Here is a 13,291-nt window from a genome sequence, read left to right on the forward strand (position 1 = left end):
AACGACTTAAGCAAATTATTTTCTCTGTTAATTTATCTCTACTATTAAGGTTATTATGAGCAATCATTCAATTAAAATACGAAAGATATTTTTTCTTAATAGTATTATTTTTATTCTTGTGAGTTATATGTTGTTTGTAGCTTCTCTTTTGAAAAATGAATCATCACTTTTCAAAGCGAATAAAATTACAGTTGATGTGAGCCTATCAGCCTTAACTGAGCCTCCAATATATTTAAAAGTAATAAGCACAATATTATTTTTTCATGATGTGTATTTGCATAAAGAAACGCTCGTTGTTGCGAATAGTCATAGATCAGAACACACCGTTATAATTCCATTACGAACACTATTTATTAATACTTTAGTTGACCTAGTCGCGCCTATTGCAGCCTTATTTGTTGTTCTATTGACATCAATAACGTGCACCACATTGATCAATATTAAGAAATATAGCAGTAAGTTGAAACCCGCTTGCCAAAAAGTAGATGCTTTATTGAAGTCTTTTGATGATAACCATCAAGAAATGAACAATGAAGGTGAACTTATCTATTTAGAAACGGCGCTAGATCATTTAAAAAAACAAACGGCAAACCACAAAGCACATAGAGAAGAAGAAGATATTTGTGACAAACTAACAAAGTTATTAGATCGCCATGCCTATATGGATCATATTAGCCGGGAGATTGAAATATCAACAAAAACAGGACGTAAGAGTGGACTTTTGTTTGTCGACTTGGATGGATTTAAGCGAGTAAACGACTCTTTTGGTCATTCTTTTGGCGACGAAGTGCTTATTCAGGTATCAGAAAGGCTTCGTTCTGTCATACGAAGTCAGGGATTGGAATTTAAAGAGACATCATTAGATCTGGAATATAATCTTGCACGTTTAGGTGGCGATGAATTTTCCATTTTCGTCCAAGAGCTTACATCATCAGAAGAAGCTATTCGAATTGCCAGTAATGTTCTTCAAGAACTCGAACGAGATTTCATATTAGGTAATAAAAACATTAAAATAAGTGCAAGTATTGGTATTGCTATTTACCCTGATAGTGCTGCTACACCTAACGCTTTATTGCAAATGGCTGATGTAGCAATGTATCGTGCAAAGGCCCAAGGTAGAGGTGTTTATCGTATATACACGCCAGAAATGGGCAGTAAAATGCGACGATATCATTATTTATTAGAAGAAATTCGATTAGCGATTGATTCAAATAATTTCTCGTTAAATTATCAGCCAATAATTCACGTTGATGGTTATACCATTAGTTACTTTGAAGCATTGGCGCGATGGCATCATTCCTCAGAAGGTTATATAACGCCGTCTGAGTTTATACCTATTGCTGAAGATTCCAATCTTATACTCGAATTAGGCGACTGGGTATTGGATGAAGCATGTCGTCAAATGGCTTCTTGGTATAACGCGGGTATGAAAAAATCTAGAATCTCCGTCAATGTCTCTGGTGTCCAATTAAAGCATCGATCTTTATACTCATGGGTTATGAGCAGCCTAAGTAAAACAGGTTTACCGGCAAGTTCACTAATGATTGAAATCACAGAGTCCTGTTTTATAGAAGCGTCTAAAGATATTGTTGTGGAGTTAGAAAAACTAAGAGCTGAAGGTATCATGATCGCAATTGATGATTTTGGCACCGGATTTAGCTCGCTATCCCTTTTAGCAGACTTACCAATCGACATACTTAAGATCGATCAGTTATTTATCTCTAAAGCAATGAAAGACATAAAATATAAAAAAATATTGTGCTCTATTGTTAGTATGGCTGAACAACTAGAACTAAAAGTTGTTGCTGAAGGAATTGAACAAATAGATCAGTTAGACTTACTTAAATCTTTAGGTGTAGCTTACATTCAGGGGTACTTAATTAGTCGGCCACAACCATCGAATTATGTAGGAAAAAAAATATTTTGCCAAAATTTAAGTATACTAGCTCAAACAGGGACCGGTGTATGGGAGCCTGAAGAAAGTAGGGGTGTTAGTCTTTTTTAAATAATAAAGGAATAAATACAGTAAGGTTAGCAACCATAACTGCATTTTTATTTGAACGTTATTTTATTATGCATAATAACTTGTATGAATGTCACTAGATGAAAGGTAGGAACACCCATAACAACCAGAGCCTATTAATAATTATCACTGGTGGCATAATTAATTATTTACAAAATATAAGAAAAGCCTTAAAGACCTCTTTGCCATTCCTGTCTTAAATTAGCATCACTTGGTTGTTGTAATGCTTGTCTTACTTGAGCCAATAGTGCTTCTTTATCATCACCTAACACACCTTTGAGTACTAGGTAGTTTGAGGCATGATCCGAGCGGAAAATAGTGCGTTCTAAATTAAGTTCAGATAACAATATCTCCATTTCACTAAATAACTCTTGTTGTGTTAATTGGCGAAAAGGCTTTAATTTTCCTTGGCTAAATTTTTCTGCAAAGCGAATTTCACCTAACGGGAAAGAAACCACTAGGGTCGATAAAAAGTTAGGTTGAGCTTCATTCATCAATTTAGCGGAATTGATGGCATGTTGACGTGATAATTCAGGGCCACCTAAGCCATTTAGAATCATCACAGAACTTTTCATTCCAGATGCTTTAATTTTATTCAGCGCGATTAATGAGCTTTGGTAAGTCTCGCCTTTTTCAATGAGCGCGAGCACTTCATCATCGCCACTTTCACAGCCAATATACATTAACTTGAGGCCCAATGACTTCAACTCAGCTAACTGTTCTACTGTTTTGTTGCCCAGGTTACGTGGTAGGCAATAGCTAGATACTCTACCTACTTGAGGTAAGTGCAATTTTATCAGTTCAAGAATTTCTTTTAAGCGCTTAAACGGCAACATCATGGCATCACCGTCAGCAAGAAATACTCGTCTTGTGGTAATGCCTGATTTGGCTATTTTGATAATCTCTTCTTCTATCAAGTCAATTTTCTTTGGCTTGAACTTTTTATCTTCGCTGGTGTACATGTCGCAGAAGGTGCACTTGTTCCATGAACAGCCATTAGTGACTTGTAATATTAAGCTTTTCCATTCACTCGGTGGACGAAATACGGGTTCGATATAGCTTAAAGGATACATATACTCGTTACCTTTCAAAGTGTAGGATTTCAGTGGGAATTAAAATGACTTTAGGCAAGGAAAATGATTTAAGCATAGTCATTCTATGGTTTGATTCTTTAACGCGGTATAAAGTCATTTTAAACCCATCGAAGAAGTACTTGAGCAATATCACTTCATCGTTACTGTAATTTATAAGGAATAGCCATTATTTCATCACAGCGCCTTGAATTGAAAGTGCTCAAGCGCTCTGAAACATACATCTTGACTGGTAACGAGTATATACACTCTACTTCATTAGTGGATAAAAAAGGATAGTAACTTTTATGAACTGGAATCTATTGGTTGCTTTGTTACTATTTCTTTAGTGACTTGGTCGAGTTTAATCATATAAGAGTTTCGACCGATGCCATTAAACTCTTCATCGGTAAATATGATGGTGTTCTCGTCAAAAAATGTCACCGCTTCTTTTTGGGTGACTATGCCTAAATCAATTTTATAAGCATCGCCTGAGAAAAAGTCATCGCCTTGCCAATTTTCAAATAGCCATAATCGTTCAGAGTCTAATAATACTAATTTACTTCTATCTGGGCTTAACGCCGCAGACGTTATCCAGCAAAGTTTTTCATGGGTGGTACAGGTATTAAAGTTACTAATAAAATCGGCTTGATAATTATCAGCATGATCGCCAATTCTATATAAGTTGGTATCACCATCAAAAGGCTCGGTCCGGTTTTTCGAAAACAGGTATAAGTTTTTTTTGTAAAAAACAAAGGCTTCTAAATCAAAGTTTTTTTCAGAGGCTTTTGGCGGGAAGTTCAACTGCTCAGGAAAAGTGAATTTAATTATTTCAGCTTCCGTTTCAGTGCCTTTAATATCTATCGGGTTTTCAATTTTATAAATGGTTAACCACTTACGTTTATTGTCATTGTTACCAAAATCACCAATGAAAAAATGGCCAAAGTCGTCTTGAGTCATATCCTCCCAGTCGAGATTTTTTGCATTGGTAATAGTGATTGATTTGCTAACCGTTCCATCTCTTTTTATTTGATGTAATTGCGCTGAATTGCCGCCATCATTAATGCCCCAAAAATTACCCGCCTTGTCGACTTCAATACCCGAAATTTCTTTAAGCATACTGTCTAAGGTAACTACCTTGCTGCTATAAAGCTGATGAGTTGCAGTCAGAGTAAGTATTAACACGATTAAAAAGCCAATGAGGACTATCGTGTAAAGCGATTTTTTTATCATTATTTTTCCAAGGTAAGTTAAACATCTTAACCAAAGCAGCCCTTAATTTCTTTTAGTAGAGGCAGTTAACATCATTTGTGACATTGATTTTTAACAAGCTATCGGCTTTCGTTATTTACTTAAATACAGGTATGGATTTAATTTCACGCTAAAATAGCACGGAAAACTTAATCAGGGTGTAATTTTTTTTATCGAGGTTTTGTAAGTGATTTAGCATACATCTGTTTTAGACTGAGTTGAGCGTGAGTTATTTATCGCATAATTACTCAGTCTAAAGTGGGGGTAACAGACTAAGCTTGTTGCTTATTCTGTTATATTTTAAGATTTTTAAGAGGGATTATTTTGCTAACTCAATCAGTACCGCAGTGTACATTTTCAGATTTAATACAAACTGTTCCTTGGTAATAAATTCATGCTCTGAATGCCCTGTATATTGAGTTCCTGGCATTGAAGGACCAAAACTGACTGCATTAGGGAAAAGTCTTGAATTAGTACCGCCACCAATAGAGATAGGTTTTGCATCAACTATGTTGGTATAAAATGAGAATACGTCGAGTAAAGTCTCTATTTGCGGCGCACTTTTTTGCACAAATGGTTCATTGATTTCATTACTAACGTCTACTAATTTTACTTGGTTTTGTTGTTGCCATTGTACTAGCGTTGAGTTTATTTCATCTTCTAGTTGCTTGGTTGTTTTACCGCTCGGTCGGCGGATATTGATATTTAACTGCATACCTTTGTCTGTTGTTTTAAGTACGGTAGGTTGAACCGACATTGGTCCCATAAAATCATCGCTATAAGCTATATCACCAAACTTCTTACCATATAAACCTAAACCAAGGTGATCATTTAGAAAATTAACTAAAGCGCCGCTAGTATTCTTTGGCCAATGATTTACTGCTAATAGATCTGCTAAGTGAGTAATAGCATTTACACCGTATTCAGGTTTAGAAGAATGAGCAGATTTACCCAGTGCGCTAATGCTTAGACGTTCAGCTTGCCATTGGTAACTATAACTCATACCTACGTGAGACTTAGCTCTTTGCTTTATTTTATTGAGCAGTTTTTCATTCGCATTCTCAATATTTGCATGAGCGTCTTCTGGAATTTGACTACCAAAAAAACCACCGGTAAATTCACTAATATAAGCTTTGCTTGATGTCTCGTTTGTTTTAGGGAAAGTCATGCTTATGGTGCCATAACCTTTTTCTGCCGTTACCACAGGGTATTCAGAATCAAGGGTGATGTTGACCTGTGGTAGAGAGTGATGCTTGATATGTTGACGCAATGGCTCCCAATCTGACTCTTCAGCCATGTAAACATATAATTCAATACGCTTATTTAGCTTTATTTTTAAATCTTTGATTGATTTCATTGCATATAGAGCATTACTTATTGGCCCTTTATCATCTTCAGTACCTCTACCGATAAGTTTCCCCGGCTCAGAGATTTGATCTAGCGTTAACGGGGATTGTGCCCATTTACTTGCATTAAAAGGTTGAATATCTCCATGTGTGATCATGCCGACACGTTGTTTGCTATCACCTAAGCCAATAATTACCACATAACCATAATCGGTGTAGTCTAAACCTAACGTTTTTGCTTGTTTGGCCAGCTCAGTTTTAAATTGTTGGTGAGCTGGATTATCAGGAGAGTTTACACCTTCGATTGCTACGGTATTAAACGTCATTAATTGACGTAAGCTTTCGATCATTTCTTTTTGGTATGTTGATTCTGCATATTGTGCAGCTTTGGTGGCAACGTCACTAACTCCAGCAAAGCCTGTTAAAGGTATTAACAAGGTACAAGAGAGTAATAGAGACGTTAGATAGCTGATTTTTTTCATGGGTATTGTCCTGTGTTTTTTCTTTTTGTTAGAAGAAAAATTTTCTGTGGCTTGATATTACTACTATTTATAATAAATGGCTTTCGATAACCCTAGCTTATTTGAAGTGTTAACAAGCATTCGGTTGAAAGTACTGAGAGAGTTAGTTATATTTTCACAGCAGTTTTCTGATTTAAGTACTTTTGTTAGTTCTGTGTTAGTGTTTTTAGCTGTTGGTGTGTTCATTTTAAATTACCTCATTATGTTGCTTGAAGGTATTGTGGCGATAAAAGCCTAAATGAACCAACAATAAGAATTTAACCGCCCCATAAGTTCAGCTTATGCACCTTGTGGTTTTATTTGATTAAAGGAGAGTTAAAGTGGATAAGCGATTAAAACAGCTAAATAATTTACGTAGCTTTGAAAGTGCAGCTCGCCATCAAAGTTACAGTAAAGCAGCAGAAGAATTATTTGTTACACAAGCCGCCGTCAGCCAACAAATGAGGCAGTTAGAAGCGGCTATGGGTAGCAGATTGTTTACCCGTAACGGTAGGAAGATGGAATTAACCGAAAGTGGTGAAAAGCTTTATATGGCAACTCATACCGCGTTTAATACACTGTTAAAAGGCTTTAATAGTATTCAAACAGAAGAGGTTGCTGGTGCCTTAACCATCACCTCCACTCAAGCGTTTACTTCTTTATGGCTTATGCCTAGGTTGTATAAGTTTTCAATTAAACATCCTGAAATCAAAATAAAAGTTGTTTCTTCAAATGGTATTGAAGATCTGCGCCAAGGTCATATCGATTTAGCTATTCGCTTTATTACCAATAAAGAAGTAGATACCAGTGATGAGATGACTTATGAATTTATTGCTGAAGATCATGTTTATCCGGCCTGCTCACCACAATTGATGAAAGAATATAACTTTAAAGAGCCGCAAGATGTTTTGAAGTGCTGGTTAGTTAGCTTAGAAAATCAAGGTAGTATTGACTGGCCTACGTGGTTTAAGGCAGCGGGTGTTGAAAACTATCGATGTCATAAAAAATGGACAGAGGTTAGCACTGGAGATTTGGCGTTAAGTGCAGTACTGAGTGGTCATGGTTTTACTTTAGCATCACAAGCGCTTTTCTCTCAATATGTGATTACAGGACAGTTGGTTATTCCGTTTAATATCAAACATCCTATTTCCTTCAAACGATACTTTGTTTTTGATCCTAATTCGGCGAAAAAATCACGTCTAGATGTATTTATCTCCTGGCTTAAGGAAGAAACCCTGTTAGATGAACAAAGTACCTTAGCGGCTATAAGTCATGCTAGTTTATAGGAAAATATAAATACTTATTTTTGCTACTAAAGGGCAATTATTCTTTTAGGTTCTCTATCAGTATTGTGCAATATGCACACTTGCCACCTAAGCGGTCCTAATTTCGGCTTAGATCTATAACAACAGATAGTCCGCTTCGCCACCAAAGCGGTCGTTCATCATCTCATTATTAATGATCACTTTGTGCGCATTGCTGACGTAAGAGCTTGCTCCACTAACAGCAGCTCCCAGACATAAAACGGTCGTTATAATTAATGATTCCCTTATAACTTCTGAACGTTATTTATAGTCTTTTGGATGGGGCGGTATACAGCAACAAAGAAAACGCTTTTAGTAACTAAGTCCGATTAAGAGACATAATGAGCCTGTCCATATTTGATATATATTCTCAATAGAACTAAATTGTGTCCCATAGAAAATAATAACAAAATTAGTGTATTGCTTTTGCTAATTCATTCTTAACAATCTTTTATAGTAGGTATCAAATGAATCATTTTCGTATCTTAGTATTATTTTTATCTTTAATTACCCCTTCCATCTGGGCAGACCAACTAGGCAAGCAGATTAAAGCAGTAGAGAACGGCTTGTTACCTGCCAATGTATTCAAAGGAGATAAGCCTTGGACATTGCATGAACGCATGAAAAATTATGGTGTGCCAGGAGTGGGCATAGCAGTTATTCAAGATCACAAGGTTGTTTGGTTTAAAACTTATGGATTAGCAGATCGGGAAACAGGTAAAATCGCTAATAATAAGACTCTATTTCAGGCGGGTTCTGTTTCCAAACCTTTTGCAGCTTTTGGTGCTTTACAGTTAGTTGAGGCAGGTAAACTTTCTCTTGATGCTGATGTAAACTCATTTCTAAAGAGTTGGAAACTTCCTAATAACAAATTCACAGCACAAGCCAAGGTAACATTGAGGCATTTATTAAGCCATACAGGCGGTGTAAGTGTTCATGGATTTGGTGGCTATGCAGAAGGAAAGAAAGTGCCTACTGTGTTGCAGGTGCTTGAGGGTTCTGGACCTGCTAATTCATCGCCTGTTCGAGTGGATAAATTACCTGGCGAAGGTTTTCGCTATTCAGGAGGTGGTTACACTATTGCTCAGCTTATGATGAGTGATGTCACTGGTAAGCAATTTGATGACTTGTTAAATGAAATGCTAATAAAACCGTTAAGGATGATGCAAAGTACATATAATCAACCGCTACCACCCAATTTACTTAAACATGCTGCGGCTGGTGTGTTACCTGATGGTGTGGCAGTTCCAGGAAAGCGTCATATCTATCCTGAAATGGCAGCTGCGGGTTTGTGGACTACTGCTAATGATTTAGCCTTATTTACTATTGAAATGCAAAAAGCATTGAATGGTGAAAGTCAGCTTATAAGCAAAAGTATGGCAGAAACTATGGCGACTCCTGTTGATGCAGGTTATGGACTTGGATGGGGTATTAGTAAACGTGGAGGCTCAAGTTATTTTTCCCATGGCGGTTGGGATGAGGGATTTTCTTCACAACTAACATCTCACATGAATAATGGAGACGGTGTTGTGGTGATGATTAACTCCAACCACCCTGCATTTATAAATGAGGTAGTGAACGCTGTTGCACATACTTATAGTTGGGATGGATATGCTGTTAATGAAATATTAGCTATCCCTGAAGAGTTAATTAGTAAATACACAGGTCGCTACCGCTATAACGCATCATCTTCAATTTCAATTACACATCAGCAGGGCAAATTATTTATGAGGTATGCCGGTGAGAAGGCGAATGAGTTGCTCTACACTGGCGATGGTTTGTTCATGCGCAGAGAACGTACTACACCAATAATCTTTACTAATAATGATGACGCTTTACAGTTAAATTTTGTACTTGGTGATGGTACATACAGGCCGCACATTCGATTGGATAAAAATGTCCATCTGGCAGCTGATATTCTTGAGAAAGGTATCTATGCTGATGCACTAACAGTATATGAAAAGCTATTGACAGAAAGTCCTAGCGAAGCTTCTGTGTCAGAGGGGTATCTCAACAATACTGGATTAAGTTCAATGAAAGATAATAGTGTTTACGCCATCAAGATACTAACGATGAATACCGACCTGTACCCTGACTCAGCTAACACTTGGGATAGTCTAGCTCTAGCTTATCAGGAGTCAGGTAATATTGATAAAGCAATTGAACATTACCATAATGCACTTAAACGTGATCCGAAATTTGCATCTGCATTGAAGGGGGTTGCTGACTTAGAGAATAAAAAGGCACAATCAAAATAATTAGGAATATTTTCTAACCATCAAAAAATAGTAGTGTCAGTTATTATGTACTTAACATTGCGACTGGCCGTTTTGTGCTCATCGTGACTGCTAGATATATTGATTAGGGTCTTATGTTATGACCGCTTACTGTCCTAAAACTGTCGGTATGGCACTAAAACCTTAGGGCAGCAAAGTGGTATTAGTTAGCATTAAGATGTGGAATACCAACGGCAGCTTAGTTCACATAGAGGCTGGACGACTTATTGGTAAAAAGCCATCATCAAAAGCTTAACGTTTTTATCTATGGGGAAGGTCAGCTATCGGGAAACCGCTAGAGGAATTTGATTGTTAAGCCATGCCCGTTGTAGATCAAAACATACAAAAATTTTCAAATATTAATGTCTTCAGTGTGGCATAAGTCTATTTTTTTTTCGATGTTGGCCACACAAAAGCAGCGGGCTTAGTGGAAGTTTTTTCTGCTACGGCTGTATTCTGGGCGAGTATCCCCCTGATTAATTTCCCCGTTTCTTTGTGCTTACTACAAAATGTTTTTAGGTATAAAATTTCAACTCTACTACGTGCCCAAGGGGTTGTACGCAGAAATTTCAAACTTGATTTAAGGCGCGGTTTATTGGTGAAACAACGAATGTTAAGTAACTCACCCATCTTATCCCAACCAATTTTCTTCTCCAGTTCGGTTAGAATCTGTTCAAGTTTCACGCCGTGTAGTGGATCATTACTTTTATTCATAGTCTACTTAAAATCAAAAATAGTATTGTAACAAGTTTCCTAAATATTGACAGACTTATGCGCTTAACCCAGGTAAAAGTACACCTAGAACTTTATGGGAAAGCTAATGTCCTCAGTGAGCTTAGAGCAGGTCTTAGCGGAAGCAACGTTGAGACTTCTGCTTAGCGAACTGAGTGGGCTAAACATGTCTGTATACGATAACCCTATGTCTCACAATAAAATATCGAGCCAATCACGTGAAATCTGATATTACTGAGTAGTTTATTATTTATACAACTAATCTAATTATCATTATCATTAAACCAGCAAATCAGATATACTACGCGCCTTGAAATATCCATGAAACAATTTTAGCTCGGAGTATAGGCTTATCATCACAACAAGTAATATCACAATGCAATTTGGCGCAGAGCCGTTATTTGAAAACATTTCGGCTAAATTTGGCAACGGTCACCGCTATGGTTTGATTGGTGCAAATGGCTGTGGCAAGTCAACATTTATGAAGATACTTAGTGGTGATTTAGTGCCAAGCTCTGGCAATGTATCAGTAAGTACAGGCAACAAAGTAAGCACTTTGGGCCAAGATCAGTTTGCTTTTGAAACACACAATGTAATTGATACTGTGATCATGGGCGATATGCCTTTGTGGAAAGTAAAGCAAGAAAGAGATGCTATTTACGCACAAGCAGAGATGAGTGAAGCCGATGGTATGCGTGTTGGTGACTTAGAAAGCCAATTTGCAGAAATGGACGGTTACACCGCAGAAAGTCGTGCGGGCGAAATATTATTAGAAGCTGGTATTGAAGAATCTTTTCACTACGGTTCAATGCAGCAAGTTGCGCCAGGTTGGAAACTACGTGTTCTACTTGCACAAGCTTTGTTTGCTAACCCAGACATTTTGTTACTCGATGAGCCTACCAACAACTTGGATATTCATACCATCAGTTGGTTAGAAGGTGAATTGAACAAACGTAAATGCACCATGATTATCATTTCCCATGATAGACATTTCCTTAACTCTGTATGTACACATATGGCAGATATTGATTACGGTGAATTACGTGTTTACCCAGGTAACTATGAGTTCTTCTTAGCGCAGTCTGGTTTATTACGTGAACAGTTATTAGCGGGTAATGATAAAAAAGTTGCTGAAATCGCGGAACTACAAGACTTTGTTAACCGTTTTGGTGCTAACGCTTCAAAAGCGAAACAAGCAAGTTCTCGTGCTAAGAAAATGGATAAAATTAAACTTGATGATGTTAAATCATCTAGTCGTATTACTCCGAAGATTGCTTTTGCTCCAGGCAAAAAAATGCATCGTCAAGCGTTAGAACTTGAAAACCTAAGTCATGGTTTTGATGGCGAAGTATTGTTTAAAAATGGCGACTTATTACTAGAAGCTGGTGCTAAATTAGCTATTATCGGCGAAAACGGCGTGGGTAAAACTACCTTGTTACGTTGTTTAATGAGCGAATTAGAGCACATTGAAGGTGTTGTTAAATGGTCTGAAAATGCTTCTGTAGGTTATTGCCCGCAAGATAGTGGTTCATTCTTTGATAATGAATTAACACTGATGGAATGGATGTCACAATGGCGTAGACCTTGTCACAACGATTTAAGTGTTCGTGGCATGTTAGGTCGTATGTTATTTACTGACGACGATGCGAATAAAAAAGCACGTAACTGTTCAGGTGGTGAAAAGAACCGCTTGTTATTTGGTATGTTAATGATGGCTGATATCAATGTATTAATCATGGATGAGCCGACTAACCACATGGATATCGAAGCGATTGATGCATTAAATAATGCGTTGAAAGACTTCGAAGGCACGTTAATTTTTGTTAGTCATGACCGTGAGTTTGTTTCATCACTAGCAACGCGAATTATTGATATTAAAGATAAAAAATTAATTGATTTCCAAGGCTCTTTAGATGAGTACCTTGATAGCCAAATGCAGGCTCAAAAAAGCGCATAGGCTTAAGATTTTCTTTGATGAAGCATCTTTAAGTACGTTTTTTAAGTAAAGCTTCATAAAGTAAAATAAGTACTAAAAAAGTTAAGGCTGTTAATCGCACCTTAACTTTTTTTCGTTTAAGTTCGGGGAAATATGACAATTTTTTGTTGGTGTTTAGTTATGGGCGCTAAACTATTTTGACTTTCGTTTTAACATTTAAGTAGAGTTAACTTAATCACTAATAACTTGGTATTGCTTCAATAGCCTAGCAACACTGTTTTTAAATAAGGTATTCGCGGCGTTGATTGGCACTGTGTGCTGCGTAATAGCATGTCCTAAATAGAGACTGTAAAGTTCGTAAGCAATGGCGATACTTTCAACGTCTGCCGTTAATTTATTTTGTTCAACACAACGTACAATTCTATGGGTGAGGTAGCTGATCAATCTGTTTTGTTGATCAATGGTATACGTTCTAACTTTTGATGATGGTCTGTTTTGAAACTCGACTACAGCCTTGATAAAAGGGCAACTTACTTGATGTTCTATAAACATTTCACTGGTCCAATCGGCCCAGTTTTCGAGTAAAGCAATGACGTGATCTAAGGGATCTTCTCGCCACGCTTTTTTGATCACTCGTGTTCTAAATAATTCCTCACCATATTCTAGTATGGCTATTTGCATATCTTCTTTATTATCAAAGTGAGAAATTACCCCCGTTCTTGATAAATTGCATAACTTAGAAACCGTGCCAATAGTTATATCGGCAAGGCCATACTGACTACTGTGTATTATGCTTTGTTTAAGTATTTCTAAACGAGTGCGTTCGCCTTTATTCATTTCGATAGCCTTTACT

The 13,291-nt window shown here is 37.0% G+C and carries 11 protein-coding genes; 6 read left to right on the forward strand and 5 right to left on the reverse strand.

Going from position 1 to position 13,291, the window contains the following annotated elements:
- Nucleotides 1-268 precede the first annotated feature (268 nt).
- Nucleotides 269-2,005 (forward strand): putative bifunctional diguanylate cyclase/phosphodiesterase, encoded by a 1,737-nt coding sequence (locus tag CXF85_RS19745; RefSeq protein WP_332870692.1) that lies wholly within the window; start codon nt 269-271, stop codon nt 2,003-2,005.
- A gap of 188 nt (nt 2,006-2,193) precedes the next feature.
- On the opposite strand, the gene CXF85_RS19750 is transcribed toward CXF85_RS19745, so the two are convergent.
- Nucleotides 2,194-3,096 carry a radical SAM protein gene (locus CXF85_RS19750; RefSeq protein ID WP_101230364.1) on the reverse strand — a complete coding sequence of 301 codons (903 nt, stop codon included), beginning with the start codon at nt 3,094-3,096 and terminating at the stop codon, nt 2,194-2,196.
- 44 nt (nt 3,097-3,140) lie between these two features.
- Between CXF85_RS19750 and CXF85_RS23350 the strand changes: the two genes are divergently transcribed.
- A complete protein-coding gene (locus tag CXF85_RS23350; protein ID WP_269801212.1) occupies nt 3,141-3,266 on the forward strand; it encodes a hypothetical protein in 126 nt (41 codons plus the stop codon).
- A gap of 133 nt (nt 3,267-3,399) precedes the next feature.
- On the opposite strand, the gene CXF85_RS19755 is transcribed toward CXF85_RS23350, so the two are convergent.
- Together CXF85_RS19755 and CXF85_RS19760 are read right to left on the reverse strand one after the other, a co-directional pair.
- Complete coding sequence (locus CXF85_RS19755) at nt 3,400-4,326, reverse strand: hypothetical protein (protein ID WP_101230365.1); 927 nt, start codon at nt 4,324-4,326, stop codon at nt 3,400-3,402.
- Between the two features lie 337 nt (nt 4,327-4,663).
- Entirely contained in the window at nt 4,664-6,172 is a 1,509-nt protein-coding gene (locus CXF85_RS19760) for a dipeptidase (RefSeq protein ID WP_232771278.1), read from the reverse strand.
- A gap of 76 nt (nt 6,173-6,248) precedes the next feature.
- Here CXF85_RS19760 and CXF85_RS19765 point away from each other — a divergent pair, with 76 nt between their 5' ends.
- From CXF85_RS19765 to CXF85_RS19775, 3 genes are all read left to right on the forward strand, one after another.
- Nucleotides 6,249-6,449, forward strand: coding sequence for a hypothetical protein (locus CXF85_RS19765; protein WP_101230367.1), 201 nt, complete (start codon nt 6,249-6,251; stop codon nt 6,447-6,449).
- 82 nt (nt 6,450-6,531) lie between these two features.
- Nucleotides 6,532-7,476, forward strand: a complete 945-nt coding sequence (locus CXF85_RS19770) for a LysR substrate-binding domain-containing protein (RefSeq protein ID WP_101230368.1) — start codon at nt 6,532-6,534, stop codon at nt 7,474-7,476.
- Nucleotides 7,477-7,961: 485 nt separating this feature from the next.
- The gene (locus tag CXF85_RS19775; RefSeq protein ID WP_101230369.1) at nt 7,962-9,752 is read left to right on the forward strand and encodes a serine hydrolase; all 1,791 of its coding nucleotides are present in this window, start codon (nt 7,962-7,964) and stop codon (nt 9,750-9,752) included.
- Nucleotides 9,753-10,154: 402 nt separating this feature from the next.
- Here CXF85_RS19775 and CXF85_RS19780 read toward each other — a convergent pair whose 3' ends face one another.
- The gene (locus CXF85_RS19780) at nt 10,155-10,484 is read right to left on the reverse strand and encodes a VF530 family DNA-binding protein (RefSeq protein ID WP_101230370.1); all 330 of its coding nucleotides are present in this window, start codon (nt 10,482-10,484) and stop codon (nt 10,155-10,157) included.
- A gap of 370 nt (nt 10,485-10,854) precedes the next feature.
- Here CXF85_RS19780 and CXF85_RS19785 point away from each other — a divergent pair, with 370 nt between their 5' ends.
- The gene (locus CXF85_RS19785; protein WP_101230371.1) at nt 10,855-12,459 is read left to right on the forward strand and encodes an ABC-F family ATPase; all 1,605 of its coding nucleotides are present in this window, start codon (nt 10,855-10,857) and stop codon (nt 12,457-12,459) included.
- A gap of 210 nt (nt 12,460-12,669) precedes the next feature.
- Here CXF85_RS19785 and CXF85_RS19790 read toward each other — a convergent pair whose 3' ends face one another.
- The gene (locus CXF85_RS19790; RefSeq protein WP_101230372.1) at nt 12,670-13,275 is read right to left on the reverse strand and encodes a TetR/AcrR family transcriptional regulator; all 606 of its coding nucleotides are present in this window, start codon (nt 13,273-13,275) and stop codon (nt 12,670-12,672) included.
- Nucleotides 13,276-13,291 lie beyond the last annotated feature (16 nt).

The sequence above is a fragment of the Colwellia sp. 75C3 genome, from assembly GCF_002836255.1.
Lineage (GTDB): Bacteria > Pseudomonadota > Gammaproteobacteria > Enterobacterales > Alteromonadaceae > Colwellia.

Bases quoted from the DNA above. Each gene is read 5' to 3' on its own strand.
- CXF85_RS23350 (WP_269801212.1), top strand. From the start codon at position 3,141: ATGACTTTAGGCAAGGAAAATGATTTAAGCATAGTCATTCTATGGTTT.
- CXF85_RS19790 (WP_101230372.1), bottom strand. From the start codon at position 13,275: ATGAATAAAGGCGAACGCACTCGTTTAGAAATACTTAAACAAAGCATA.
- CXF85_RS19750 (WP_101230364.1), bottom strand. From the start codon at position 3,096: ATGTATCCTTTAAGCTATATCGAACCCGTATTTCGTCCACCGAGTGAA.
- CXF85_RS19780 (WP_101230370.1), bottom strand. From the start codon at position 10,484: ATGAATAAAAGTAATGATCCACTACACGGCGTGAAACTTGAACAGATT.
- CXF85_RS19775 (WP_101230369.1), top strand. From the start codon at position 7,962: ATGAATCATTTTCGTATCTTAGTATTATTTTTATCTTTAATTACCCCT.
- CXF85_RS19765 (WP_101230367.1), top strand. From the start codon at position 6,249: ATGGCTTTCGATAACCCTAGCTTATTTGAAGTGTTAACAAGCATTCGG.
- CXF85_RS19760 (WP_232771278.1), bottom strand. From the start codon at position 6,172: ATGAAAAAAATCAGCTATCTAACGTCTCTATTACTCTCTTGTACCTTG.
- CXF85_RS19755 (WP_101230365.1), bottom strand. From the start codon at position 4,326: ATGATAAAAAAATCGCTTTACACGATAGTCCTCATTGGCTTTTTAATC.